Here is a 25,627-nt window from a genome sequence, read left to right as displayed (position 1 = left end):
GTTTCGTCCATATCACTAACAAATTCAACAGTAGGAGAGGCAATGACAGAACCTGCTGAAGTACCTATGTACAACTTTCCATTATTAATTTGTTCAATAAGTAGTTTGTCGGCTCCTTTCTTTTTTAGTTCCTGCATTAGGTAGAAAGTATTTCCTCCAGAGATAAAAATATAATCATTTCGCTCTAATGTTGTAGCTATTTCTTCGGTAGTAGCGGTAGAAACTTCTAATTCTTCTATGATAAGACCTAATTTTTCAAAGGCTTTTCTATCGTCATCGACATAAAAACGCACTTCTTCTACCAAACTTGCTGTTGGAATAAATGCTAGTTTCTTTCCTTTTACGGGTTCACCTGCAAAATCTTCAAATAATTTTGCTACTGAACTGAATGATGAGGTTAAAAATAATCTTTTCATTTATGATAATAATTGCTGTTATTGGACAAATAGGATAAGGGAGGCACAAGCTGCAAGCTCGCCACCAGAGAGAGGGTAACAATTCCTCTATATGAGGGTGTGTTACTATAATGAGTGTTTTCATTTTCCTAATCTTATTAGAGAATACTTCTCAGTGCCTTTTTTACAATATATTTAGTTTCTTTGGTAGGACTTTCACTTTCCCAACGCTCACATAGTGCTGTTACGAAATCAGGGCGGGTTTTGCTGGTATCGTTCAGCCAGTTCCCTACACTATCTTGCACGTACTTTGCCTTATCAGACTTCAATTTATCTAATATAGGCAAATATAATTCTGGCTTTTCTTTCAAAGCCTCTATATGAGCACACCAAACACCCCGCGGACGCAAGGCTTCTGTACTAAACCTTCGTATATTTTCATTCTCACTCTCTGCCCAATGAGAAAGAAAAGCAATTGAAAAGTCTAAATGCTCGCTCATTTCGGGACGTAACGCCATCCAAATCACCTCACGAACGCCAAAATGACTATCGGCTACCAAGGGTTTTAATTTGTGTAACTTGTCTTCCAAAGGGGTATCAGTATGCAATGCTACCAAATAACAAGCATAACAGCGCACAGAATCGGATAAATGAGTGCTGAGTTGCTCAAACAAAGGTTCATATAAGTTAGTATTTGCATATTTTTTGTATAGCAATGCTCCTATGAGCTTAATAGTATTCATTGTAGAAGGTTTCTTTTGCTGATTGATTTGGCAAACCAACTCTTCAATGATATTTTTATCAATTCCCAAAGCAGGAAAAACAGATTTTACTAGCTGAGAATGGTCTACAGCCAACCATTCGGTAAGGTTTACCGTTTCTATACTCCCTGCATTTAATAGTGAAAGCACTTCGGAAGGGATATCAACAGCCTTTTGAGCTCCTTTTCTGTTTTTGATAATTTCTATGTTCATTGTATAACTAAGTTATAGTTATATTAGGCACAAGCTATAAGAAATGAGATAGCAAGGGTTTTCTAAGCTTTCTGACGGTTCAGATTTTTAGAGCAATGGCAACTTATAAATCGCTTTTTTAACTTTAACAAAGTATGCAAAACCTATGCTCTTTTTCCTACCTCCAACCGCCACCAAGGGCTTTATACAAGGTAATGCCATACTGCATACGGGTAAACTGTGCGTTGGCTACACTAAGCTCGGCATTGAGGCGGTTTACTTCGGCAGTGATGACCTCTAAATAATTCACCATACCGCTATCGAACAATTGTTTGGAATAATCGGTAGCTTCTTGATAGGCTTTCATTTCTTGGGTTTTGAGTTGAATGAATTCGCCTTGCGAACTGAATTGACGCATTGCATCGGATACTTCCTTGCCCGCTGAAAGAATTGCTTTTTTGAAATTCAGCAAAGCGGTTTCTTGAGTAGCTTTCTGCACTTCGTATTGGGTGCGTATTTGTCGGCGATTGAGAATAGGTTGTGCCAATCCTGCTATAAAATTAGCAAACATTGATTTGGCAGAAAACCAAGTATCGAGTTCGGTACTGCTGATACCTCCACGAGCGGAAAGAGTAAGCGTAGGATAGAAATTGGAACGCGCTACATTCGTAAGTTCAAAGGCGTTGCGCAAGTTTAGTTCGGCACGTGCCACATCAGGACGATTTTCGAGCAGACTTACCGCATACCCTTGATGAAACTGAGTGGGGAATTGTTGCTCAGCAAGCGTGCTTCGCTCTATCGTATGAGGCTCTTCACCCAAGAGTACACAGATGGTGTTCTCCAATGCCCAAACGCTATTGTTGATAGTAATGAGTTGCGCCTGTGCGTTATACACGAGTGCTTCGATTTGTTTGGTTGCTACTTCAGTAGTAGAACCTGCTTTTTTGAGTTGTTTGGTAGTTTCTAAACTTTTGGTGCGAAACTCAATAGTTTGTTCGAGTACTTTTTTCTGTTCGTCGAGCATCAGTAGTTGGTAATAAGCCGTTGCCAAAGTAGCGACTACCTCGGATTGTACTGCTTTTTGGGCTTCCAAAGTTGCTAAATAAGAGGCATAAGAAGCGCGTTTTTGAGCGGATAGCTTGCCCCATATGTCGGCTTCCCACGAAGCGTTACCTGCGATATCGAATAGATTGTTGTAAGTACGGTCGGGAGCTCCACCTCCGGCATTTAATGAGGAGGTACTACGAGTATAGTTAGCTCCTACCGAGAGGGTAGGAATAAAAGCTGCCTTACTTTGTTTGAGGTAGGCTTGTGCTGAAACTACATTTTGCATCGCTACACGCACATCGAGGTTATTGGAAAGTGCCTTGCTGATGTGTTGTTGCAAGAGCGGGTCGGTGAAGATGTTGCGCCACGAAAGGGTAGCATCGCTTTGGGCATCGGTAGCGGGACTTTCAGTACGGAAGAGTTTTTCGTCTATGGCTTGTGGACGCTCATAGGTTTTGCGTCCTGCACAAGCGGAAAGAGTGAGGGCTATGGTTACTATAGCCAGTGATTTATAAATGATTCTGTTCATACAGTAATGTTCAATTAACAATTAATATTTAACATAGACTTTGCCAAAGGTCGTAGCACGGCAAGCACTAAAATTTTAGCAAGGTTTACGATGCAAAGGCAACTTTTCAGTCTTCACTAAAATATTGGTTGTATTTTCTTGACAAGGCTATCCATTGAGATAGGTTGAGGTTTGATAACAGTACCCGTACGCACTTTGTTAAGTCCTTGCGCGAGAATGACATCACCGTTTTTAAGTCCGCTTTCTACCACAGCATAGTTATCGGCGCGGCTTTTAAGGGTGATGATAGCTTGTTTGAGGGTGTCGTTCTCTACTTTGTACACAAATACCTTTCCTTGTTGCTCAAAGGTAGCAACTTCGGGGATTACAAGTGAGTTACTAAAATGTTGTGGTATCTTGATAGTCCCACTGTTGCCATTGGTAAGCAACTTGTTAGGGTTAGGGAAGGTAGCACGAAATTGTATGCTACCGGTAGTAGGGTCTATTTGTCCGGTTACGGCTTGTATTTTGCCTTTCTCGGCATATTCTTGTCCGTTAGCTAACACCAAAGAAGCCTCAGGTAAGTTTTTGAGTTTCTCGGCAGTGGTTTTGCCTTGGGTATTGTCTAAGAAGTCGAGGTATTCTTTTTCGTTCATTGAAAAATAGGCATATACCTCTTTCACGTCGGATACGGTAGTGAGCACAGTGTTATTGGCAGTTACCAAAGCACCTTCGCGGTAGTTAATCGCACCTACCACGCCGTTTACAGGTGCTTTTACTACGGCAAAACCAATGTTGCTGGCTACCTCGTTATAAGTAGCTTGGGCACGTTGTAAGTTGGCTTTGGCTGTGGCGAGCTGGATAGGGCTCACAATATTTTTCTGTACCAAAGGCACGAGTTTATCTACCTCTACCTTAGCAACCTCTACGGCAGCTTTGGCTGAAGCAGCTGACTGGTTAAGGGTTTGAGTTTCTAACTTGAAGAGCGGTTGCCCTTGGGTAACCACCTGACCTTCGTCTACCAATACTTTGGTAATATAGCCTGATATTTTGGCTTGTACGGCGCTGTTCACCACCCCTTCGATATTCACGGGGTAAGAAAGGTTAGACACGGTATTTTGTTCGCCTACGATAATTACAGGGTAAGGCACAGCACCTTGTGGTCGCTGTTGCTGTTGGTTTCTATTATTACAAGCTACCATTGCGATAGCGGTTGCTACTAAAAAGATTTTATTCATAATGTTTGTTATTTTAGATATTAGAGGTTTTAGTTATCAAACAGGTCGGATAATTCGGATAGGTCTCAGAGATAATTTTATTAAAAATAATACACTAAAAAGGAAGCGTTTGCAAAAAACACTTCCTTGTTTTTGTGGCGTTGTGAGGTCTGCTTTTACAGTGCAAAAGTACACTAAAAAAATTTATAGACAAGTGCCGTGAGGCGTTAATCTTTTGTTAAAGTTAGCTTTTAATGATTGATAGTTAGTGATTAATGGTCAATATGGTTTATCTGGTCGTATTCCACATTTGTTACGCCTTTAAGATTAGAAAAATAGGCTTTTGCCTGACGAATATCTTTATCTTGGGGTACTTTGATAGCTATTCCTTTGATAATTTTGTATTCATAAAGCATCTCTGCACCATATTTTTGTACTTCTTTTTTCAAATGAGCCAATGTTTTTTGATTTTGATAGCTAATAATAAGATTATGCGTAATATTTTTAAGCATTTCTTCTTCAGAAGAGGAAGATTGCGCTACTTTTTGTGTGGTGCGACAGGAGAGCGCAAGAAGGCTCAATCCTACGAGAATTATCTTTTTCATAAGAAATAACAATTTTAAAATCTTCTACAAAATAAAGATTACGATTTATGTATTATAACTTTCGTAAACTTCCGTTAATAGGTTATGTTTAAGTAACGAACACCTTTGATAATCAGCACTTAGATATAGGAAGCTTATAGGAAGCTTATACGAATCTTGGAAGATTGGTATAGAAAAGACGAATGTATGCTCTACTAAAAGCATAGGTGAAACGAAACTAAAACGAAACTCAGGTAGTGAACTATGCAAAGCAGACAAGACTGTATATGGTTTTTAAAGAGGTAGCTCAGCGGTAAATGGCAGGATAGAAAGCGCAAAGATAACGATTATAAATTAATTCTACAAATAATTTTGACCTTCTTTATTTGTTATTTGATAAAATATTGTACTTTTGCCGCGCAATTTAAACAAGTGTTTTTTATAGAATGAAAAAAGTAATTTTATCAGCATTGTTTCTAACAACAATGGCAGTGGAAGCTCAGCAATCGTATGTAGGGCTTCGAGAAAGCAATTATTCGGGTATTTTTCCTGTAACTTCTAATCCTGCGAATATGATTAGTAGTAAGCGTTCTTGGGACGCTAATATTGCTACAGTGAACTTTGGTTTTGGCAACAACGCTATTAAACTCACGCCTAATATCACTGATAGCTTTAACGAGTACACACGCGTTGATACTCAGAATGCTATTTTTGGTTATAACAATATCAAAGCGAAGATAAACGTTGATGTGTTAGGACCCTCGGCTTTTGTGAAGATAAACGACCAGCATACAGTAGGGATTTTCTCTCGCGTGCGCCTTCTGGGCAATGTACGTAACGTAGATGCAAAAATGTTACAATCATTTGTTAGTAATTTAGATAAATTGGAACTCAAAACCCCTTACCAAGTGAACCTTAACGACCAAGAGATAGTGGTAAATGCTTTTTCGGAAGTAGGTTTCTCGTGGTCAGGTGAAGTGTATTTTGACGGTACTAACACGGTGAAAGTAGGAGCAAGTGCTAAATTGGTACAAGGCTCTGGTAATGTTTACGTAGGTTTTAAAGACTTTGAAGGTTCGGCTACACTAACGCCTGACACTGATAAGGACAAAGTAAACTTGAATATCCAATCGGCTAACGGTACTTTGGAAGTGCTTAACGGTGGAATGGACTTGGTTGATTTCGACAATGTAAAGGTAAACAAGTTGTATTTTAGTTCAGAAGCTACTACTTTGGCTTTCGATTTGGGAGCTACATATGAGTTTCGCAAGGACGGTTGCCCTCGTTGCCACAATAATCCTCACGATTTGCGTGTAGGGATTTCGCTAATGGATCTCGGGCGTTTACAATACACTGCCAATAAGAACTCTTACCGCTACAAAATGCCTGCAACACAAAGTACGACTTTAAGTCTAGACGACCTATCAGAAGAAAATTTGAAGAATCACTTTGATGGAACAAAGGCTACAGGCTCTAAATTGAGGTCATCACTACCTTCTACTTTTAACCTCAGCGCCGATTATCGCGTAGTTGATGCATTCTACTTGAACTTATCAGGACAAGTGAATATAGCTTCTACAAAGGACAAAGAGCTTTACAACGCTACTTATGCCAATGAGCTTTCACTCACTCCTCACTACGATACTAATAGTTTTGGAGCTTATTTGCCTATTTCATACAACCAAGTATCAAAAGCTAATGTGGGAATTGCCTTGCGCTTAGGTCCATTAGTATTAGGGTCAAGCACTATTTTAGGCAATGTGCTTACCCGCTCAGCTAAAGAGTTTAACTTCTTCTTTGGGCTTCGTTTCGGTCACCAATCTTACCCCGTAGACCTTTAATTATTAATTTAATTTTACAACTTCATAATGGAAAAGGCTGTTCAGCATTTACTGAACAGCCTTTTATCTTTAATTATTAAGCATTAACTATTAAAATTCAAAACTTCCTACTTCAATCACCTCCTTGGCATTACTGAGGCGTACAGTGGTCTCTTGCTGTTTTTGCTGAGGCGTACCATAGTGAGTATAGAAAGTAATACGCAAGTTCACAGGCATCAGTTGCTTTTGTGAGCGAGTACCAAAGTAATCCACTTGCACTTTGTACTTGCCTTTTTCAGCTTTCTTGAGCATAAATTCTTCAGGTCCGTAGCCTTGAGTAACATCACGTGAGATTTTACCTCCAAGGTAAGTAAGAGTGTTTTGGTAGTAACACTTCTCGTCTTTGGGGTCGGTTACCCATAAGTCCATATCGCAGCTATCAGTATCCCAACTGAGCACTACTCGCACATCTACGGGTTCTTTTTTGAGCAAACGCTTGTCGATATAACTCACGTCTATACCCTTGTGGCGTGCGACAAGGCTATTGATATCGTTCATCGTTACGATTTGTACATCGCCAAAACGACTGCTCCACTCACTTGTAACTACTTTATAAAGGTTTTTCACAGCTTCATTATAGGCACCATCGTCGGCAAGTGCTAAGCCCAAATCACGAAAAGACTGTGGTTCTTCCTCACGCAGAGTTACCACCTTACGGAATACCCATACCGCTTCTTTCTTAGCATTGTAGTTGCTGAGCTTGTAGCCTAACATACGCAACAACTGAGGGTCGTCTAAACCGAGCTCTGCCAAATTGGAAACTACCAAGATAGCTTGCTCACGATTACCTTTCTTAAAGAAATAGTCGGCTACATCTACATAAAAGGAAGGTGTGTTACCGTATTCTTTTTTGAGTTTGTAATAGGTTTCTACCGCTTTTGCTTCCTCAGTATACTCCATTACCTTTAAATAAGGGGTATCGGGGTTATAGGCGTTGAACTCTATTTTAGAAGTAGGAACAGAGACAGGTGCTGGTGTGCTACGTGGAGCGGTGGCTCTTTTTGCCATCGCATTACTGCTAACATCTTTACTTGCACTGCGTTCCATTATCTGAGAGGGTGTCGCTATTGCAGCGACTTCGGCAATAGCATCACTATCCTCACTATATGCCGCTTCTTCCATAATTACCATTTTATTTTTAGGTTTGCTACCTTTGAGAGGATATTGGGTATTCCACCATTTAGATTGTTCAGCCGATTGCTCTACGACTCTATCCAAAATACGCTTAGCAGTATCCTCTTTTTGCTTTTGCTCATTTGCTAAGCGTTTGGAGTATTCCTGCTGTAATTCGGTAGGTGGCATAATGCGGTAACGTACATAATCTTCTACGGTTTCTAATACTATCAGCGAATTGCCTTCGGTTACAATGCCGTACTCACGCCCTACCGCATCTATTTGTTTTTGTTCAACACCTTCTCGTTGCAGTTGTGCAATTTGCTTCTCTGCCCATATACGGCGCAAAAGATTGAACTCACTTTCAGAAGCATCGGGGTTTGCTACAAATTTTAGTTCTTTTTGTACCATTACCTTTTTAGGATAACCAAAACTAAGTACTAAGGTTGCTTCCTCACTTTGCAATTCACCTGCAAGGGCGAAATTACCTTTGCTAATAGTAGCTCCTTTCTGTGGGAAGATTTTGGTTACTTTACCATTTTTCACTTCTATATCTAGCAGTTGGAAAGGTACAGTGCGTGCTACTTTTATTGCTTGCTCGGTAGTGAGGGTGGTCAAATCTATAAAGCTACCACCCGTAGCATTAGCGAGGTATTGCATTTTTGGAGTATTGGCAACCGCCGAAGCATTCACCACACTCACCGGTATTTTAGCTTGTTTTACCACTTCGTTTACAGAAAATTCTTTACTGCCAAAGTTAAAAATACCGTCGCTAAAAAGTAATATTTCATCTGTTTTGAGGTTGAAATCAATAGCATTACCATCGGTAGCTCCATCGTATTGCAAACTTTCTAAATGCGATTTCAGTGCTTGCCAATTGCCGTTTTTCACCTCAAAAGTAAGCGGTTTAGCAGAACGAATATTAAAAGTACTGAGTACTACCTTAGTGTCTTTGAGTTCCTTAAAATAAGCATCTAAGAAAGCAAATTCTTTTGCTCTGTCGCGTTGGATTGCTGAGTGCGATGCGTCCCATAAGAGTCCTATTTCCTTAGGAGTGGGTCTGCTTTTAGTTTTGGTATCGCTCAAAGCTATATTGCCATAAAAATAGCTTTTACTGCCTTGGGTAGCGCTAATGGTTTGTGGTTTCTCAATTTTCGGGAAAGTAAGCGCAATGTTCTGGTTGAGCGTGAATTTTTGCTTGCTCACCTCACTGATATAGCTATTGCGCGCTTGTTTGAAGTCTAATTGCAAACTGTTCTGAATATCTGCCTTTACAAAGCGTGATACTACCTCAGTACGCACCTTGAAGTTTTTAAGGGTTACGTTAGCCGTGATAGGCAAGAAGTAGTAATCTTGTCCGCCTCGTTCGTGTAGTTCTTGTTCAAAGGCAATGAGCACACGACGAGTACCTTTGGCAGGCATAGGGTATACACGTGCTTTAAAGTTGTTGCCCTCAGTTTTTTCTAATAAGCCTGGGTCTACACCCCTGCGCACTATGTCCTCAAAGGCTTTGCGCCCTAAGGCTTTGTCTACCACCACACCTTCACGCAGTTTGCCATTGATATCTAAGGCAAAACGCGACACCTGCTGTCCGTCGGCAAGCGGGAATTGAAATTCACCTTCCATTACGCGGGTGTTGGGGTTGTAGAAGGTCATTTCCATAGTAGTAACAGCCGTTTGTCCTACCACTAATATATCTACCGAAAGGTCTTGCAATACCATCGGGTTGGCATTGCGCTCATTCACTACCTTCACCTCTGGCACTACCGATTTCTGTGCAGTTAGCAGTAAGGGAAGTAGTAAAGCTGTTGCTGATAAAAAATGCTTGATTCTCATTACTAAACAATGGTTTTGATGAAACTACTGTCTGTAAATCAAAGAGCGTACCAAAATCACTAATCTACTAATTTTCACACTTGCTCATTACCTGAAAAACGTCAAAGTCCCATTCTCTCTAAATGCGCCAAACGGCACTTCAAAACCTTCTATTTTCTTGCCGTTCAGTTGTACGTACTCTACTAAGTTGTTATCCGAATTGCAAGCCACACTCTTTATTAAAAACTTCTTGCCCTCAGGCAGTTGTAAGCTCACCGTTTTAAACAGTGGGTTACCGAGTATGTAGTTATCACTGGCAGGGGTAACAGGGTAAAAGCCTAAGGCTGAAAATACATACCAAGCCGAGGTCTGTCCGTTATCCTCATCACCGCAATAACCGTCGGGTGTAGGAGTATAGAGTTTCTCCATCACTTCCCGTAGTTTAGCTTGTGCTTTTTGAGGTTTACCAGCGTAATTATACAAGTAGATAAGGTGCTGTATGGGCTGATTGCCGTGTGCGTAGTTGCCCATATTTATGAGTTGCATCTCGCGTATTTCGTGTATGGTAAAGCCGTAGTACGAATCGTCAAACAGCGGTGGCATCTCAAACACTTCATCTATCTTCTTTTCAAAAGCCTCTTTGCCTCCCATTAGCTGTATAAGTCCTTCAATATCCTGAAATACCGACCACGTGTAGTGCAAACTGTTCCCTTCGGTAAACGCATCGCCCCATTTCAGCGGATTAAATGGCGACTGGAACTTGCCGTCCTTATTCTTGCCTCGCATCCACTTAGTTTCGGGGTCAAACACATTCTTGTATCGTTTCGATTGTTCGTAATACTGTTTAGCAACCTGCGCCTTACCCATCTTTTCTGCCATACGAGCAATGCAATAATCGGCGTAAGCGTACTCCAATGTGCGGGCTACATTCTCGTTAATCTTCACATCATAAGGTACATAACCCAAACTATTGTAGTAATTCACCCCCTCACGTCCTACCGATTTCACCGGTCTGCCATCGTTTTGGGTAGCGTTCTTCAGCATCGCTTCTAAAAGAATTTCAGCATCAGCCTCGTCTATATTCCCTTTCAGGTAAGCATCGGCAATGATAGAAGCCGAGTTCGATCCTATCATACAATCCCTATGACCCGGACTTGCCCATTCGGGTAACCAGCCCGATTCTTTATAAGCATTCACCAATCCCTTCATCATCTGTTGATTCATCTCAGGATACAACAGGTTGAAAAGCGGAAATACTGCCCGGAAAGTGTCCCAAAAACCGTTGTCAGTGAACATATACCCCTTTTCCACCTTGCCGTTATACGGACTGTAATGCACCATTTCACCATCTTTGTTGTATTCGTAGAAAGTGCGTGGGAAGAGCAGTGTGCGGTACAAACAGGAGTAGAAAGTGCGCAAATGGTCTATATTCTCATCTTCCACTTGTATTTTGCCTAGTTCACTCTCCCAAAGGGTAAGTGCTTTTTGTTTCGTCTGTTCAAAAGTGTCATTACCCAGTTCCGTTTGCAAGTTCAATAGGGCTTGCTCAGGCGAAATAAACGACGAAGCTACTCTTACGGTTACCTGTTCACCTTTTTTCGTGCGGAAACCTATCACTGCCCCTGTGTGTTCGCCCTTGCTTTCAGCATTTTTTGTCAGCTTAAAGCCGTTGCTCCACGTCTGTACGCTCTCAAAATCCTTGTCGAAAGTAAGCACAAAGTAATTGTGAAAATTCTCAGGTACTCCCCCACTGTTGTTGCGGGCATAGCCTATAATTTTGCGTTCTTTGGGCAACACTTGCACCATCGAGCCTTTAAAATAAGCATCTAAAACCAAATAAGCCTTATCGCTCTCAGGGAAGGTAATGCGGAACTGTGCTGCTCTACTAGTAGGCGTAATCTCCACCGATGTATCATAATCGGCTAAATACACCTTGTAGTAGTGAGGCTGAGTCGTTTCTGCCTTATGAGAGAACCACGAAGCGCGTTCTTCTTCTTTAATTTTCAAGTCACCCACTACCGGCATCAGTGCAAAAGCCCCATAGTCATTAATCCACGGACTCGGTTGGTGGGTTTGCTTAAAGCCTACGAGCTTATCAGCGTGATATTGATATGCCCAGCCGTCGCCCATTTTGCCCGTTTGAGGTGTCCAGAAGTGCATACCCCAAGGCACCGCAATAGCAGGGTAAGTATTCCCATTCGATAAACTAAACTTCGAGTCCGTACCCATCAGTGGGTTTACATACTCAGTGTAAGAGGTTTCGGGCACTGCCGAAGTAGTGTCCTGTTTAGTTTCTTCTTTTGGAGTGTTTGCCTGCTTGTTACAAGCCATCATCAAACACAAAAACACAAAGTATAATATCTTTTTCATCTTAATAATTACAATTTTCATTTAATTAGATATTATTTTATAATATGAGTCAAGGATTAAAAATTAATAACATCTGGTCTATAATGAGTTATGATAACCGTCATATATCCCCTCTTTACCTTCATTTTACCTTCACTTTCCCCGTCACCACACTCCTCTTTTCCTTCATACTTCCCCCTAGTGCCTATGGACTAAGGCCTATTGCCTCTTCCTCTTTCTTTCGCCTCGAAACCCCTTTTTTAACATTTTTAATGCTGTTGTATCATAGTATGAATCAACAACTTACACACCCTTTCTATACCAATCGTCCAAGATTCGTATAAGCTTCCTATAAGCTCTCTATAAGCTAAGACCACCCTCCTAATAGCCTTTTCTCACCAAAACTCCTCTCAACTCCCTTCCGTTCTTCTCCGTTTCCTTCCGATAACTCATATATGTCACTTTTAGGGGTATACACTTTGCCAAAAATTCTGCCCGTGTGGCTCACACTGCCCGTGCGGCTCGCACCTCATTTCCTCATTTGCTAATTTCCTCATTTGCTAATTTTCGAACTCTTATTGCATTCTCTTAAACCTATTGTGCGTCCACAGGTAAAACTCTGGTTTGTCGTAAATCTGCCTATTGATACGTTCAAAAAACATATCTGTTATCTGAAAATCCACGTATTCAGTAGGATTTTCCGCCAATACTTCAAAGGTCGTTTGGTAATAACCGCGCTTTACTTTTTCTATTTTAGCAAATACAATCACCGTATTAAGTGCCTTTCCCAAGCGTTCCGCCCCTGTAAATACAGGCACATTAAGCCCTAAAAACGGACGCCGATAGTTCTTCTTATTATTAGGAATCTGGTCAGAAGCAAAACCATAGCAATATACCTCGTGCGCATCTTTGTGTTTTTTCATTTCTCTATGCGCCGTATAGCGAGGCAAAAGGTAACTGTGGTGTTTCATTCGTATTTTTTGTAACAATCTGTCAAAATACTTATTGCTCAGCGGAGTATAAAGCGCATACGATTGATGTTTTAGGTAATAAGCCAAAGACAACAACCACTCATAACTCGCATAATGACTGCACATAATGAGGATATTACGCTCCTCTTCTTCATACTTTTTGAGCACTTCAAGATTAGGATACACCATACGCTTCTTCATCTCTTTTTCACTCATTCCGTATGATTTCACCATTTCTAATAAAGTATCACAAAAGTGATGATAAAATTTGCGTTCTATCGTTCTAAGTTCCGCTTCTGTTTTAAAAGGAAAAGCCGTATGGAGATTCTTGCGTACCACTTTCACCCTGTATTTCAATAGAGTATAAAGTATAAAATAAAAGAAATCCGATACTCTGTAAAGAAGCCAAAAAGGCAATCGCGAAATCCCCCAAACAATAGGATAAGCAATAATATAAATTAATAAATTCATTCTGTCCCTAATTTTGTGGCAAAGTTAATAATTTAATATTATCCAAAAAAGTAAATCCGTGATTTTTGCATTTTCTCAAGGAAGGAAGTTCGTAGCAAACTTTACCAAAGTTTTAAATTGCTTGTCGTGCTACAACTTGCCTGTCGTGCTACGACTCGCCCGTCGTGCTACGACCTCCGGCAAAGCTAATTACCCTAATAATAAGTTCTTTTCAGTACGTGTAGGGGCTAATTGTTTAGTACGTGTAGGGGCTAATGGCAATTAGCCCTTACATTATTACCAATTAAAAAGCGCAACACCCCTTGAGGTATTGCGCTTTTTTAGTTTATAAAGAAATTTTACTTTCTTTTATAGATATAAACAGTAGTTTCTGTAACACTACTACTTTTGTTGAAATCTTCAAAAGTAAGAGTAAGTTTGTTGTTGGTTATAGAAAAAGTAGCTTCATCAGCTTCTCCTATTCTATCTCCTTTTTCAGTTAAAACAATCTGTTTTCCAGTAATAGTGTAAGTACCCTCCTCCTGACTTTCTTTACATTGATTGTTTGTAGGATTGATGTCATAAGAAACTAAAGAATATTTGTTGTCAGCAGTGAAAGTGTAAGTATTTTTCTTCTCACATTCATCAAGAACTTTCTCAACACCATTTTCTGTTTCACTTTCAATAATCCAACTTCCTACTAAGCTATTGTTTGTTTGATTATTTGTTTTATCGTCCGATTTTCCACACGATGTTACAAAAATTGCTACGGCTACTAAAGCCATTTTAAAAAGTTTTTTCATTTGCTATATTGTTTTATTAATTAAACAGCGCAAAAGTACGAATTTACATCTCTTCTTCTGTTAAATTATCGTTAAATTTTACTTAACATTCCTATTTTAGCAATTACAAATTAGACACTTTTTTACCTTTTACCTTTTACCTTTTACCTCTTACCTTTTACCTCTTACCTTTTACCTCTTACCTTTTACCTCTTACCTTTTACCTAAAAAACGTCTTTGGCACGAAATTCGCTACACATAGTTCATAAAATACTATACACTTATGAAAAAGTTATTATTACTATGCTTAGGGGTTTTAACCTCAGTAAGCTGGGCACAAGAAGTAGGCTCAGCAGGTCGTTTGTTACAAAACGAATACCGTCAAAACAAACAAGCGCGCGCTGTCATTGGGCGGGGTGGTATCTCAGTAAATATCGATTGGGAATACGACTATAACGGCGGTTATGCCGAAGTCTTTATCCGTATTCCTGAACGCGACCGCTTTACAGTGAGTATAGGCGACCAAGAAATCACCAGTACTACCGGTATGTACCGCTTCTTCGACGTAACAGCTAACCCTCAACCACTCAGTATCTGGCAAGGACGTACACTCATTTATCGAGTAACTATCAATCCCCGTAACAACACCCGTATGATAATGGACTTCTTTTCACGCGAAGGACTCTATTTGTTAGACGAAATTAGCTTGAACAACAATCAGCCCTCCTATCACGGTCGTCAATGGAATGATGTGTGGAATCGCTCATACGGTGGAGGCTATGGAGGTGCTCCTATGATGCGTCAAGGTGATTTTAATAACTTCTTTAAGATGTACAAGGACGAAACTTTCGATAAAGACAAGCTGGCTTTCTTCCGTGCCCAAAAGAATATCGTATCGTTTACCACTGAGCAAATAGGTGAACTGATGGAAGAACTTTCTTTTGACGACAATAAACTCATCATCGCACAAGAAGCCTATCCTAATGTAGTCGACCCTCAAAACTATTACCAGTTGCAAGCCAAATTCACTTTCCCATCTGGTAAAAAGAAACTATCAGAGTTCCTACAATCAGTGCGCAGATAACAAACGTTATAGTAGTATAACAAAAAACTATTACCGTGAGGTTTTGTATTTTTAATAAAGTTTGTATCTTTGCCTCAAATTTAATTACAATATAAAAACATATTAGTATGGCATTAGAAATAACAGATGGAAATTTTGAAGACTTGGTGCTTAAAAGTACCCAGCCTGTATTAGTAGACTTTTGGGCAGTGTGGTGCGGTCCTTGCCGTATGCTCGCTCCCGTTATAGAAGAAATATCTAAAGAATACGAAGGTAGAGTAGTAGTAGGCAAAGTAGATGTGGATAACAACCAAGAATTTGCTGCTAAATATGGCATTCGCAATATCCCTACCGTATTGGTATTTCAAAATGGAGAGGTAGTAGGTCGCCAAGTGGGAGTAGCTCCTAAAAAGACTTACACCGATGCATTAGACGGATTATTGTCTTAATTGCTTGTCGTGTTACAACAAAAAAGGCTATCAACAATTACAATAAGTTGTTGATAGCCTTTTTTGTATTGTCTTCTTTAAGGCTAAAACGCTTCTCTTACTTTCTGCGCAAGCGCTTTAAACTCTTCATCGGTAAGTTTTACTTTGTGTTGGAAGGTCATTTCCTTCATCTCGCTGATAGGAATGAGGTGCACGTGTACGTGAGGCACTTCAAGACCTACAACTGCTACGCCTATACGCTCGCAAGGTACTACCTTTTCAAGAGCTTTGGCTACACGTTTTGAGAAAGCCATCAAGCGCAGATAATGGTCGTCATCCATATCAAAAATATAGCTGATTTCTTGTTTAGGCACACAAAGGGTATGCCCTTTGGCATTAGGGTTGATATCGAAAAAAGCGATAAACTCATCGTCTTCCGCTACTTTGTAGCAAGGAATTTCCCCATTGATAATTTTTGTAAAAATACTCATAATTTTAATTGTTAATTCTCAATTGTTTATCTACTTATTTCTAAAATCTCCAATTTAAGAGTGCCATTAGGTACCTTAATCTCAGCTATTTCACCTACTGATTTGCCCAAGAGCCCTTTGCCAATAGGCGAACTCACCGATATTTTCCCTGCTTTTAGGTCGGCTTCACTTTCTGCTACAAGGGTATAAGTAATCTGCATCTTGTTAGCCAGATTTTTCAACTTTACGGTAGAGAGCACAAGCACTTTGCTCACATCAAGTTGTGATTCATCGATAATGCGGGCATTAGCTACCAATTCTTCGAGTTTGGCAATCTTCATTTCCAATAAACCTTGCGCTTCTTTAGCAGCGTCGTACTCAGCGTTTTCTGAAAGGTCTCCTTTGTCACGTGCCTCAGCAATAGCTTGAGAAGCACGAGGGCGCTCCACATCTTTCAGCTGATTGAGCTCATCACGAAGCTTTTTCAGCCCTTCAGCAGTGTAATATGATACTTTCTTCATAATATCCTTTTAATGTTGTTATGTTTATATAAAAATAAAAAATCCTCAAATAGTCTCTCTGAGGATTTCTGCGGGCAAAGGTAATACTTTTTTTTAAACTGACAAACTTTTTATAACAAAGTAGTACGCTTTTCTTCTTTTGATATCAAATATAAAATCACTAATGCCAATTAACATAAGTTTTGTATAAGCTACCTCCTATCCAAAAAACACCTCTACACAAAACAAACAAATCTTGGCACACTTTTGGTATCAATTCAGTGAGGATTTTGAAAAAAATAACTATATATTTGTTGCATTTCAATATTTTTAATAACTTTGTCCCCTTGCTAAATCTAAGTTAAAAAACACTCAACAATAATATGACACTTAAAAAATATACATTGGGAACTCTTTTTTGTTTTTTAATCGGTAGTTTATCCGTTGAAGCACAGAGCTCGTTCTCCAAAGATACCATCAATCAAACTATTGCTAACAACAAACGCGAAGCTCTTCGCAAACTAAACGACAACCCTAAGGCAAGAAAATACGATGAAAAATGGCTAAAAGAACTCTCTAATTCCGATTTATTCGAGCAAATGAGTGAAGATATTGCTACTACCCCCACCGATGTAACCTACGACGAACTTCCCACTGAAGTCCTCAAAAAACGATTAGAGAAACTTAACCAGAAAACTCCTTTCAATGTAGAGTATAATCCTATCTTGGAACAGGTAATCAAGTCGTTCCTCAAAAATCGCCGTTCTTCTTTAGAGCGCCTAATGACTCTTAGTGATTATTATTTCCCGATGTTTGAACAAGAGATGAGTAATCAAAAGATTCCTTTGGAGATGAAGTATTTAGCCATTATCGAGTCGGCTCTAAACCCTAAGGCTCGTTCGCGTGCAGGAGCTACAGGCTTATGGCAGTTTATGTACAGTACAGGTAAAGGTTATGGCTTAGAAGTAAATAACTATGTTGATGAGCGTAGCGACCCCATTCGCTCTACCAAAGCAGCTGCAAAATACCTAAATGAACTCTATAAAATATTTGGTGACTGGGATTTAACACTCGCCGCTTACAATTCAGGACCAGGTAATGTAACCAAAGCCATTCGCCGTTCCAATGGCAAGACTAACTATTGGAATTTGCGCCCTTATCTTCCCAGAGAAACCGCTGGATATGTACCGGCTTTCTTGGCAACTCTCTATATTTTTGAATATGCCAAAGAACACGGCTTCAAACCTCAAAAGCGCGCTAATCACGTTTTTGAAACCGATACTATCCGCGTAAAGCAAGCTATATCTTTTAAAGATATTTCTGATATTACAGGTATGGACGTAAAAGATATTCAGTTTTTTAACCCTTCCTATCAATTAGATGTTGTCCCTTATGTTGAAGGTCGTAACTACGCCGTGCGCTTACCTATTTCCGAGATAGGTAAGTTTGTAGCTAACGAAGAGGCTATCTATGCTTACCTTAATGAAGAGAAAGCAAACCGTGAGCAACCTCTCCCTCAAGTAGTAAAAGGCGACCAATATGCAGGAGGCAGGTCTTCTAAGAAAACAATATACACAGTAAAGAAAGGAGATAATTTAGGAAAGATTGCTACACGGCACGGTGTAACGGTTTCTAATCTCAAACGCTGGAATCGTATCAAGGGCAGTAATATTCGTGTAGGACAACGGCTCTCTATCTATAGGTAACGGCTAACAAGCACAAAACATACGCATAATGAGGAGAACTACCTTATTAAAGCTCATCGGAATTTTTTCGGCTGTACGAGGTTATAATATAGTGATAGTATGCCTCGCCCAATATTTAGCTGCTATCTTTGTGCTTTCGCATAAACCTTGGCGTGAGGTAATTTTTGACGATTCTTTACTGATGCTCGTCATTGCAGGAGCCTTGGCTATCGCAGGAGGCTATATTATCAATGGTTTTTACGACAAAGAAAAAGACCTTATCAATAAGCCAACCAAAACAATGATAGACCATCTGGTAAGTCAAAATACTAAACTCACTCTTTACTTTTTGCTCAACTTCCTTTCAGTAATTGTAGCCAGTTATGTATCGTTCAGAGCAGTGATTTTCTTCTCAGGATATATCTTCACGATGTGGCTCTATTCTCACCGTATCAAGAAATTATTATTTTTTGGCAACCTCACTTCGGCAATATTAGCTATTATACCCTTCTTTGCCATCTTTGTGTATTACCGCAACTTCGAGGCGATAATTTTCGTACACGCCCTACTCATCTTTTTGCTTATCCTTATCAAGGAATTTATTAAAGATTTACAAAATATTAAAGGAGATTTGGCTCATAACTACGCTACTATACCCGTAGTTTATGGAGAGTCCTTTTCCAAAAAGCTCATTACCCTAAGCGTCGTGTTGTGCACCTTACCTATTTACGTATTGCTCAATTATTTTTCGATAGGGAATTTAACCTATTTTCTATGGTTTATGCTTATATATTTATGTATTTTTGTATGTCTTCTCTGGCGAAGTAAAGATCAAAAACATTATGCATTGCTCCACAATATGCTTAAATTGATATTAGTAGCAGGCATATTCAGCGTAGCACTTACTATAAAATAATATCAGTTCAATGTAACGATTTATTAATATTCAAACACTTTTGCAGTTACACTACTCTACCAAAGTAATCCTTTGGATAGTTACTTCTCTCTTACATCAAACTCTCGCTAAATAACAAAAAGAGCTGTCTTAATAAGACAGCTCTTTCCGCATTTATTATTTGAAAAAGGAGAGTTTACTTTTTAGCGGTAACTACTTTCAGCATATCGCAAGCTTTCTTCTCACCGTTATCGCAAGCTTGTTCAAACCAATCGGCAGCTCTACTATCCGATTGTTCTATGCCTTCACCGTGATAATAGCAATGCCCTAAACGGAATTGCGCAGGAGCATAATCCTTACGTGCAGATAATTTGTAGTAATTAGCGGCTTTCTCATACGAACGGTCTATACCATTCCCATTGTAATAACAGTTAGCTAAGTTGTATTGTCCTTGAGCGTAATCACGTTGTGCCGACTTTTGGAAGTTAGCCAATGCCTGACCAAAATTTTGCTTCTCAAAATAATAAGAGCCTAACTCATTAAGTGCTTCCACATTGTTTTGTTCAGCTGCTTTAGCAAGCCAATGTACCCCTTTGGTTTCATTGAGGTGTTTCATAGGCGTTTTCGGAGCGTTTTGTGCTACGGCAGGTCGTGTACTTGCTCTCACAGCATATTGTTGTTTAGCTGGGGTAACATTCTTGCCTCCTCTTTGTCTGCGAAGTAACTCAGCACGTGCTTCGGCTTCAGGACTATTAGGTTCTATACTGTGTGATGAGGTAACAGCAACAGTAGGCGTAGCGGTAGCTGCTGGCTTTTTAGGTGTTGGTTTAGGAGCTGGAGTTGCCGGTTGTGGCTTCACATCGGGTACCATTGTCATATAGTATTTCCCTAAGCTGAATTGAGTAGAAGCATCTCCTTTCTTAGCCACTCTCTCTGCCCAATAAACTGCTTTCTCATCGTTCTTATCTGGATTCTTTACTTCAAAATAATACTCCATCAAACGTTTTTGTGCAGTGGTATTATCTTGTTGTTTGGCTAATTTTTCATAGAGTGGAAAGGCTTTATCATTTTGTTTACTTGTCCCTTTAGCATAGAAATAACCATCAGCTACTGCCAATATCACTTCCGGACTCTCTTTTGGGTCATTCTTTTCAACTATTTTATTAAGCCAATCAAAAGCGTATTTATTAGAAAGCCCAGCAGCTTTTACTGCCCACTTGCTAGCTTCTCTCATCGATTTCTTCACTCCTTTACCTTCGGCATAGCATTGTGAAAGATTGTATAACACATCGGCATACGCTTCTTCTTGTCCTTGGTAGAAGTAGTCTAACATTTCCTTTTGTGGAGTAGGTGTTTGTTTAGAAGCCTTAGTATAATATTCAAAGGCTCGTTCAAACGATTGGTTGGTGTATTTCCCGTTGAAGTATAAATCACCTAATTTCTTAAGTGCTAAAAGATGATTAGCCGCAGCTGCTTTCTCGAGGTAGTCAAAGCCTTTTTTAACGTCTAACTGTCCCTCTTGCAAAAGAATATTTCCTAAATTGTATTGCGCTGTTACATCACCTGCTTCAGCGGCTTTTTGGAAGAACTCTAAGGCTTGTGCGTTTGAGGGGTGTGCTCCTATCCCCACTGCATAACATACCCCCAAGTTATTTTGCGCTTTAGGAGTAGGATTGGTATTTACTGATTTGAGTATCCAACTGAAAGCTTCTTTTGGGGAAGCGTTGGTGCCTATACCATTGTAGAAGCAAAGTGCCAACTGTGCTTGTGCTACTGCATTGCCTTTGTTAGCGGCTTGGGTATAGTAATTAATCGCTTTCTTGTAGTATTTCCCTATAAGCGGACTGTTGCCATAGAAGTAAAAGTTTCCTAATTGGTACAGTGCTTCAGCATCGCCTCCTTTGGCTGCTTTTTCAAGCATTTCAATAGCTTTAGCTTCCGATTTTTCTACGCCTTTACCTTCTAAGTAAGCATCGGCAAGCATTCTTTGTGCTTCGGTATTACCTTTATTAGCCACTTGGGTTAAACGCTTTATTGCTTCTGGGTTTGATGCATTGACTTCATATGTCCAAGAAGCTAATAGCATCTCAGCTTCTGAATTGCCGTTTTTTGAAGCTTGTTCTGCCCAATACTTAGCCTTATTCACATCTTTAGTAACTCCTTCACCTGAGTGGTACGCCTTAGCAAGGTCTAACTGCACTTCAGGGTTCTCTTTCTCAGCGTGCTTCTCTATAAGTGCATAATACTTCTCTTTCGATTGCTCTACGCCTTTGCCATCGCGGTAGCATAGTGCCAACTCACGTTGCGCTTCGGGGTTACCCGCATCGGCTACTTTGGTGAGCCATTCCACTCCTTTTTGTGGTGATTTTGGTACGCCTTTACCGTTAAAATAGCATTGTGCCAACTGGTATTGTGCATTCAAATCGCCTGTCTCGGCTACTTTTTCAAGCCATACTACGGCTTCCTGATAAGAGCGTCTTACGCCCTTTCCTTTAAAATAAGCATCAGCTAATTCAGTTTGTGCTTGTACATCTCCCTTCTCGGCAAGTTTGATAAGTTTTTTCACATTCGCATCTTGCCCATACGATAACGTAGCAAGAAAAACAGAGATTGCTAAAAACAAGTTTTTCATAGTATATTTGTTTATTTTTGATTACTTACGCTTTGAGGCGACAAATATACGTAAAAAAAATAAACTAACTACACAATTATTTCTTTTTTTTCAAATTTGTGTCATTTTTAAGATTATTAAAGCCATCAAGCTCAGCTACCAACGAACCTACACGCAACGAGGCTTTTAGCTTCACAGGCACTTTATTCTTGTCGTCAGTAATCCACATCGTGATGCTTTCTTCTTCCTTAAACACGCGCCCATCTTGTACTAACGGACAGAACTTTAAGGTATTAACCGTACCAAAATGTGTCTTTACTTTTTCGCGACCTAATAGTTTTAGTTTGAACTTGTATACCTCGTCATCATCAAAAATCATATCCATAGATATCTGCCCCCCTACTTTCATATTTTCGATATCAGGGTGATGACGAAGTGCGTAGAACGCTGATATTACATCGTGTAAACCTGGCTGAAAGTTTATTTCGGTAATATTACCGTTTTCTACATTGTTTATTTTTACCTTATTGCTAGTATGATTAAAATACATTTTGAGGTATTTAGTGTATCCTCCTTCGTAAATATTTCTTATAAAAAGTCGTGGTTTGCCATCTGTTATGCCAAAATAACTCTCATAAGTATCATCTACTCTGAAAAATATACGTGCCAAACCAGTAGTGGCACCTTTACCCACTGCGTGAAACACCTTTTCGCCGTTATACATCTCTTCATTAACTGCCATTGTAGCAATGCTGGCGTTAAATACACCATATTTTACTTTAAAACGCAACCATTCTCCTCCTTTGAAAGGTAGTTCAGCAGTTTGAGCCCCTACTATGGGGCTTACTAATAACGAAAAAAAGACAATAACAATACTTAAATGTTTCATATATTAACGTGTTAATCTGTCAATAAGACAATAAATTAATGTGCCAAAGAGCAATTAACGTGCCACTTTTCAACAGCCTTGTGACTTCCATCTCATTTTTTTATGTTACATTTGCCCGATTTTTTATAGGTTATTCGTGTTATGATAGCGTTAATCAATAGTATTTCAATATATAACACTAATTATAAATCCCTTCGTGGATTGTCTCCTTTCGAGGGTTTGGGGGCTTCCGCGTAATCCGTGAGAGACTTTAAAAACTCTTTGTCAAAGTCTCTTAGGCTTTTACAAAATCCGTGACGCAAAAACAATTGAAAAATAAAATTTTACATATCCTTTTCTTAACAAAGCAAAAACTCCGCCACCACCCTATCAAAACAGCGATAGCAGTGCTATGCCTTGTGTGGTATGCTTTCTGTCTACCTCGTCAGCTCTTCCCACAACCTTATGCTACGGTGTTGGAAAGTAGCGAGGGTAAATTACTTGGGGCTAAGATTGCGGACGACGGACAATGGCGTTTCCCCGAAGTAGACAGTGTGCCCTACCGCTTTAAAATGTCGGTATTGCAGTTCGAAGATGCTCATTTTTATTACCATTGGGGGGTAAATCCCATATCGGTAGCCAAGGCTCTCTATCGCAATGTGAGTAGTGGTAAAGTACAGCGCGGGGGCAGTACGCTCACCCAGCAGGTGATACGCATCGCTCGTGAGCACCAACAGCGCACTTATTTCGAGAAACTTATTGAAATGATATGGGCTACCCGATTGGAGTTCCGCTATTCTAAGGAGAGTATTCTCAAACTCTACGCCTCTCACGCGCCCTTTGGTGGCAACGTTGTGGGACTCGATATGGCAGCCTGGCGTTACTTTGGTGTCGCTCCTCATCAGCTTTCGTGGGCACAATCGGCTACGCTGGCAGTCCTTCCTAATGCACCCAGCCTTATCTTTCCTGGTAAGAACCAAGAACGTCTCTTGCAGAAACGCAATGCGTTGCTTTACAAACTTCTCCTTAAAAATATTATCGATAAAGAAACATACGATTTGGCGCTTTTAGAACCTCTTCCTGCTGAACCTCACCCTATTCCACAACTTGCGCCTCACCTGCTTATTTTTGCTTCTAAAACCCAAGAAGGCGAGCGCATTAGCTCTACGGTGTCGTTAAACTTGCAAGAGAAGGTAAACAGCCTTGTAGCAGGGTATTACACCCACTACTCGCAATCCGAAATCTATAATATGGCAGCTTTGGTGGTAGAAGTGAAAACACGAAAAGTGCTCGCTTACGTAGGCAATACCCCTACCGATACCGATCATCAAAAAGATGTGGATATCGTGCACGCACCTCGCAGTACAGGCAGTGTGCTCAAACCTTTTCTCTATGCAGCAATGTTGCACGAGGGAGAACTCCTCCCCACCCAGTTAGTACCCGATGTTCCTACTCAAATAGGAGGTTATTCACCTCAGAATTTTAGCAATAGTTTTGAAGGTGCTGTCTCTGCCGATATGGCTTTAGCCAAATCGCTAAACATTCCATTTGTATGGCTCTTAAAGCAGTTTACTACCTATCGTTTCTACGATGTGTTACAACACTTGCAACTGAAAAACATCAACCGCCACCCCGACCATTATGGTCTTTCCATTATCCTCGGAGGTGCCGAGAGCAATCTGTGGGATTTGGCACAGGCATATACCAATCTGGCTTCGGAAACGGAAGTCTTTGCGCGCACTCAGCACTATCGAACTAAGGAATTTCAGCACTTGCGTTATACCGATACTGCCCCCTTAGATTTCGGAAAAAACACTCGCGAACTACCTACACTCAGGGCGGGAGCGCTCTACAAGATGTTTAGTGCAATGAAGGAAGTGAACCGCCCTACTGATGATATAGCGTGGCGCTACTACGAGTCATCGCGCAAGATAGCGTGGAAAACGGGTACCAGCTTTGGCAATAAAGATGCGTGGGCGATTGGTGCTACGCCTCAATATGTGGTGGCTGTGTGGGTAGGCAATGCCACAGGCGAAGGACGTCCCACCCTCACAGGGGCTACCTATGCCGCTCCGGTAATGTTCAGTATCTTCAATGCCCTCCCTCCTACTTCGTGGTTTTCAGAACCCTTAGACGACCTGCGCGAGGTATCCGTCTGTGCCAATTCTGGTTTCCTTGCCAAACCCGAATGCCCTAAGCAAACAGTACTCAGCAATCTCGCTCCTAAGGAAGTGGGGCAATGTCCTTATCATAAGCTCGTACACCTCGACCGTGACGAGCAGTACCAAGTAAACACTTCGTGCGAATCTCCACAAAACATTGTAAACAAAGCGTGGTTCGTGTTACCTCCCGTAATGGAATGGTATTACAAACAGCAACACATTCACTACAAGCCACTTCCTCCCCTACGTCCCGATTGCACACAAGGCAATCTGCAAAGGGGCTTGGATTTTGTTTACCCCAAACACCAAAGCGTACTCTACACCACTAAAACTTTTGGAGGCGAGCAACAACCCTTTACAGCGAAGGCTGCCAATCGCGAAGGCAAGGTTTTTTGGTATTTAGACGATGCTTTTCTCGGCACCACCGAAACCTTTCACGAAATGAATATCTTTGCCCCCAAAGGCAATCACACCCTGCGTATCATCAACGAAAAAGGCGAAGAAAGAGCCATTACCATCATATGCCGATAACCCAATTTATCTATTTGCTAATTTGCTAATTTATCAATTTACCAATTTATATCCGTCTTCCCCTAATTGTCTGTTGTCCTACGACCTTTGGTAAAGTTAAATACATTTAACCTTCCCGTCACTAATTCCCCCTTTGAAGATAACCAGCAACAGATTTTCATCACATTCCCTTCGTCATTCATCTCTCGTTCACTCATCATTACTTTCTCCTTTTCCGTCACTACACTCCCCCTCTCCTTGGGAGAGGGACGGGGTGAGGATTCTTTTTCTTTCGCCTCGAAACCCCGTTTTTAACATTTTTAGCGTTGTTGTATTATATTATGAATCAACTTTTTACACACCCTTTCTAT

The 25,627-nt window shown here is 40.4% G+C and carries 20 protein-coding genes; 7 read left to right on the top strand and 13 right to left on the bottom strand.

Annotation, left to right across the window (positions count from 1 at the left end):
• The 5 genes from HMPREF1321_RS05090 to HMPREF1321_RS05065 all read right to left on the bottom strand — a co-directional run.
• Positions 1-416, bottom strand: a 416-nt coding sequence (locus tag HMPREF1321_RS05090) for a Type 1 glutamine amidotransferase-like domain-containing protein (protein ID WP_009421669.1), incomplete at its 3' end; no start/stop codon positions are given.
• Between the two features lie 137 nt (positions 417-553).
• Positions 554-1,369 carry a DNA alkylation repair protein gene (locus HMPREF1321_RS05085; RefSeq protein ID WP_009421661.1) on the bottom strand — a complete coding sequence of 272 codons (816 nt, stop codon included), beginning with the start codon at positions 1,367-1,369 and terminating at the stop codon, positions 554-556.
• A 157-nt stretch (positions 1,370-1,526) separates the two neighbouring features.
• The gene (locus HMPREF1321_RS05080) at positions 1,527-2,924 is read right to left on the bottom strand and encodes an efflux transporter outer membrane subunit (protein WP_009421670.1); all 1,398 of its coding nucleotides are present in this window, start codon (positions 2,922-2,924) and stop codon (positions 1,527-1,529) included.
• 116 nt (positions 2,925-3,040) lie between these two features.
• Positions 3,041-4,141, bottom strand: coding sequence for an efflux RND transporter periplasmic adaptor subunit (locus HMPREF1321_RS05075; protein ID WP_009421666.1), 1,101 nt, complete (start codon positions 4,139-4,141; stop codon positions 3,041-3,043).
• 251 nt (positions 4,142-4,392) lie between these two features.
• Positions 4,393-4,725: a hypothetical protein gene (locus HMPREF1321_RS05065; RefSeq protein ID WP_002673357.1), complete on the bottom strand. Its 333-nt coding sequence runs from the start codon at positions 4,723-4,725 to the stop codon at positions 4,393-4,395.
• A gap of 425 nt (positions 4,726-5,150) precedes the next feature.
• Here HMPREF1321_RS05065 and HMPREF1321_RS05060 point away from each other — a divergent pair, with 425 nt between their 5' ends.
• Positions 5,151-6,545 (top strand): DUF5723 family protein, encoded by a 1,395-nt coding sequence (locus HMPREF1321_RS05060; protein WP_034575729.1) that lies wholly within the window; start codon positions 5,151-5,153, stop codon positions 6,543-6,545.
• Positions 6,546-6,635: 90 nt separating this feature from the next.
• Here HMPREF1321_RS05060 and HMPREF1321_RS05055 read toward each other — a convergent pair whose 3' ends face one another.
• The 3 genes from HMPREF1321_RS05055 to HMPREF1321_RS05045 all read right to left on the bottom strand — a co-directional run bounded on the left by HMPREF1321_RS05055 (position 6,636) and on the right by HMPREF1321_RS05045 (position 13,303).
• Positions 6,636-9,533 (bottom strand): VIT domain-containing protein, encoded by a 2,898-nt coding sequence (locus tag HMPREF1321_RS05055; protein WP_009421659.1) that lies wholly within the window; start codon positions 9,531-9,533, stop codon positions 6,636-6,638.
• Between the two features lie 87 nt (positions 9,534-9,620).
• Positions 9,621-11,903 (bottom strand): GH92 family glycosyl hydrolase, encoded by a 2,283-nt coding sequence (locus HMPREF1321_RS05050; RefSeq protein WP_009421658.1) that lies wholly within the window; start codon positions 11,901-11,903, stop codon positions 9,621-9,623.
• A 533-nt stretch (positions 11,904-12,436) separates the two neighbouring features.
• A complete protein-coding gene (locus tag HMPREF1321_RS05045) occupies positions 12,437-13,303 on the bottom strand; it encodes a lysophospholipid acyltransferase family protein (protein ID WP_009421662.1) in 867 nt (288 codons plus the stop codon).
• Positions 13,304-13,361: 58 nt separating this feature from the next.
• Between HMPREF1321_RS05045 and HMPREF1321_RS11855 the strand changes: the two genes are divergently transcribed.
• The gene (locus HMPREF1321_RS11855; protein ID WP_157461789.1) at positions 13,362-13,568 is read left to right on the top strand and encodes a hypothetical protein; all 207 of its coding nucleotides are present in this window, start codon (positions 13,362-13,364) and stop codon (positions 13,566-13,568) included.
• A gap of 73 nt (positions 13,569-13,641) precedes the next feature.
• On the opposite strand, the gene HMPREF1321_RS05040 is transcribed toward HMPREF1321_RS11855, so the two are convergent.
• Positions 13,642-14,085, bottom strand: coding sequence for a lipocalin family protein (locus HMPREF1321_RS05040; RefSeq protein ID WP_009413403.1), 444 nt, complete (start codon positions 14,083-14,085; stop codon positions 13,642-13,644).
• Between the two features lie 262 nt (positions 14,086-14,347).
• Between HMPREF1321_RS05040 and HMPREF1321_RS05035 the strand changes: the two genes are divergently transcribed.
• Together HMPREF1321_RS05035 and trxA are read left to right on the top strand one after the other, a co-directional pair.
• Positions 14,348-15,148: a DUF4476 domain-containing protein gene (locus HMPREF1321_RS05035; RefSeq protein WP_009421672.1), complete on the top strand. Its 801-nt coding sequence runs from the start codon at positions 14,348-14,350 to the stop codon at positions 15,146-15,148.
• Positions 15,149-15,255: 107 nt separating this feature from the next.
• On the top strand, positions 15,256-15,576 hold the full coding sequence (gene trxA, locus HMPREF1321_RS05030) for a thioredoxin (RefSeq protein ID WP_009418004.1): 321 nt from the start codon (positions 15,256-15,258) through the stop codon (positions 15,574-15,576).
• Positions 15,577-15,659: 83 nt separating this feature from the next.
• Here the strand turns inward: trxA and HMPREF1321_RS05025 are convergent, their stop codons facing one another.
• Both HMPREF1321_RS05025 and greA read right to left on the bottom strand, forming a co-directional pair.
• Positions 15,660-16,046, bottom strand: coding sequence for an HIT family protein (locus tag HMPREF1321_RS05025; protein WP_009410100.1), 387 nt, complete (start codon positions 16,044-16,046; stop codon positions 15,660-15,662).
• Positions 16,047-16,072: 26 nt separating this feature from the next.
• A complete protein-coding gene (gene greA / locus HMPREF1321_RS05020; protein ID WP_009410098.1) occupies positions 16,073-16,546 on the bottom strand; it encodes a transcription elongation factor GreA in 474 nt (157 codons plus the stop codon).
• Between the two features lie 362 nt (positions 16,547-16,908).
• Here greA and HMPREF1321_RS05015 point away from each other — a divergent pair, with 362 nt between their 5' ends.
• Together HMPREF1321_RS05015 and HMPREF1321_RS05010 are read left to right on the top strand one after the other, a co-directional pair.
• Entirely contained in the window at positions 16,909-18,231 is a 1,323-nt protein-coding gene (locus HMPREF1321_RS05015; protein WP_009421664.1) for a lytic transglycosylase domain-containing protein, read from the top strand.
• 28 nt (positions 18,232-18,259) lie between these two features.
• The gene (locus tag HMPREF1321_RS05010) at positions 18,260-19,126 is read left to right on the top strand and encodes a geranylgeranylglycerol-phosphate geranylgeranyltransferase (protein WP_009418887.1); all 867 of its coding nucleotides are present in this window, start codon (positions 18,260-18,262) and stop codon (positions 19,124-19,126) included.
• Between the two features lie 175 nt (positions 19,127-19,301).
• Here the strand turns inward: HMPREF1321_RS05010 and HMPREF1321_RS05005 are convergent, their stop codons facing one another.
• The gene (locus HMPREF1321_RS05005) at positions 19,302-21,737 is read right to left on the bottom strand and encodes a tetratricopeptide repeat protein (protein WP_009421667.1); all 2,436 of its coding nucleotides are present in this window, start codon (positions 21,735-21,737) and stop codon (positions 19,302-19,304) included.
• 76 nt (positions 21,738-21,813) lie between these two features.
• On the bottom strand, positions 21,814-22,605 hold the full coding sequence (locus HMPREF1321_RS05000) for a DUF3108 domain-containing protein (RefSeq protein ID WP_009421663.1): 792 nt from the start codon (positions 22,603-22,605) through the stop codon (positions 21,814-21,816).
• A gap of 293 nt (positions 22,606-22,898) precedes the next feature.
• On the opposite strand from HMPREF1321_RS05000, the gene pbpC reads away from it, so the two are divergent.
• A complete protein-coding gene (gene pbpC / locus HMPREF1321_RS04995) occupies positions 22,899-25,277 on the top strand; it encodes a penicillin-binding protein 1C (RefSeq protein ID WP_009421660.1) in 2,379 nt (792 codons plus the stop codon).
• Positions 25,278-25,627: the final 350 nt, after the last annotated feature.

This window comes from Capnocytophaga sp. oral taxon 412 str. F0487 (genome assembly GCF_000271925.1).
GTDB classification, from domain to species: Bacteria; Bacteroidota; Bacteroidia; order Flavobacteriales; family Flavobacteriaceae; genus Capnocytophaga; species Capnocytophaga ochracea.
This window is presented reverse-complemented; position numbering and strand designations above follow the sequence as displayed.

Excerpts from the sequence above, each read along its gene's own strand:
- HMPREF1321_RS05085 (WP_009421661.1), bottom strand. The coding sequence starts at position 1,369 with ATGAACATAGAAATTATCAAAAACAGAAAAGGAGCTCAAAAGGCTGTT.
- HMPREF1321_RS05080 (WP_009421670.1), bottom strand. The coding sequence starts at position 2,924 with ATGAACAGAATCATTTATAAATCACTGGCTATAGTAACCATAGCCCTC.
- HMPREF1321_RS05075 (WP_009421666.1), bottom strand. The coding sequence starts at position 4,141 with ATGAATAAAATCTTTTTAGTAGCAACCGCTATCGCAATGGTAGCTTGT.
- HMPREF1321_RS05065 (WP_002673357.1), bottom strand. The coding sequence starts at position 4,725 with ATGAAAAAGATAATTCTCGTAGGATTGAGCCTTCTTGCGCTCTCCTGT.
- HMPREF1321_RS05060 (WP_034575729.1), top strand. The coding sequence starts at position 5,151 with ATGAAAAAAGTAATTTTATCAGCATTGTTTCTAACAACAATGGCAGTG.
- HMPREF1321_RS05055 (WP_009421659.1), bottom strand. The coding sequence starts at position 9,533 with ATGAGAATCAAGCATTTTTTATCAGCAACAGCTTTACTACTTCCCTTA.
- HMPREF1321_RS05050 (WP_009421658.1), bottom strand. The coding sequence starts at position 11,903 with ATGAAAATTGTAATTATTAAGATGAAAAAGATATTATACTTTGTGTTT.
- HMPREF1321_RS05045 (WP_009421662.1), bottom strand. The coding sequence starts at position 13,303 with ATGAATTTATTAATTTATATTATTGCTTATCCTATTGTTTGGGGGATT.
- HMPREF1321_RS05040 (WP_009413403.1), bottom strand. The coding sequence starts at position 14,085 with ATGAAAAAACTTTTTAAAATGGCTTTAGTAGCCGTAGCAATTTTTGTA.
- HMPREF1321_RS05035 (WP_009421672.1), top strand. The coding sequence starts at position 14,348 with ATGAAAAAGTTATTATTACTATGCTTAGGGGTTTTAACCTCAGTAAGC.
- trxA (WP_009418004.1), top strand. The coding sequence starts at position 15,256 with ATGGCATTAGAAATAACAGATGGAAATTTTGAAGACTTGGTGCTTAAA.
- HMPREF1321_RS05025 (WP_009410100.1), bottom strand. The coding sequence starts at position 16,046 with ATGAGTATTTTTACAAAAATTATCAATGGGGAAATTCCTTGCTACAAA.
- greA (WP_009410098.1), bottom strand. The coding sequence starts at position 16,546 with ATGAAGAAAGTATCATATTACACTGCTGAAGGGCTGAAAAAGCTTCGT.
- HMPREF1321_RS05015 (WP_009421664.1), top strand. The coding sequence starts at position 16,909 with ATGACACTTAAAAAATATACATTGGGAACTCTTTTTTGTTTTTTAATC.
- HMPREF1321_RS05010 (WP_009418887.1), top strand. The coding sequence starts at position 18,260 with ATGAGGAGAACTACCTTATTAAAGCTCATCGGAATTTTTTCGGCTGTA.
- HMPREF1321_RS05005 (WP_009421667.1), bottom strand. The coding sequence starts at position 21,737 with ATGAAAAACTTGTTTTTAGCAATCTCTGTTTTTCTTGCTACGTTATCG.
- HMPREF1321_RS05000 (WP_009421663.1), bottom strand. The coding sequence starts at position 22,605 with ATGAAACATTTAAGTATTGTTATTGTCTTTTTTTCGTTATTAGTAAGC.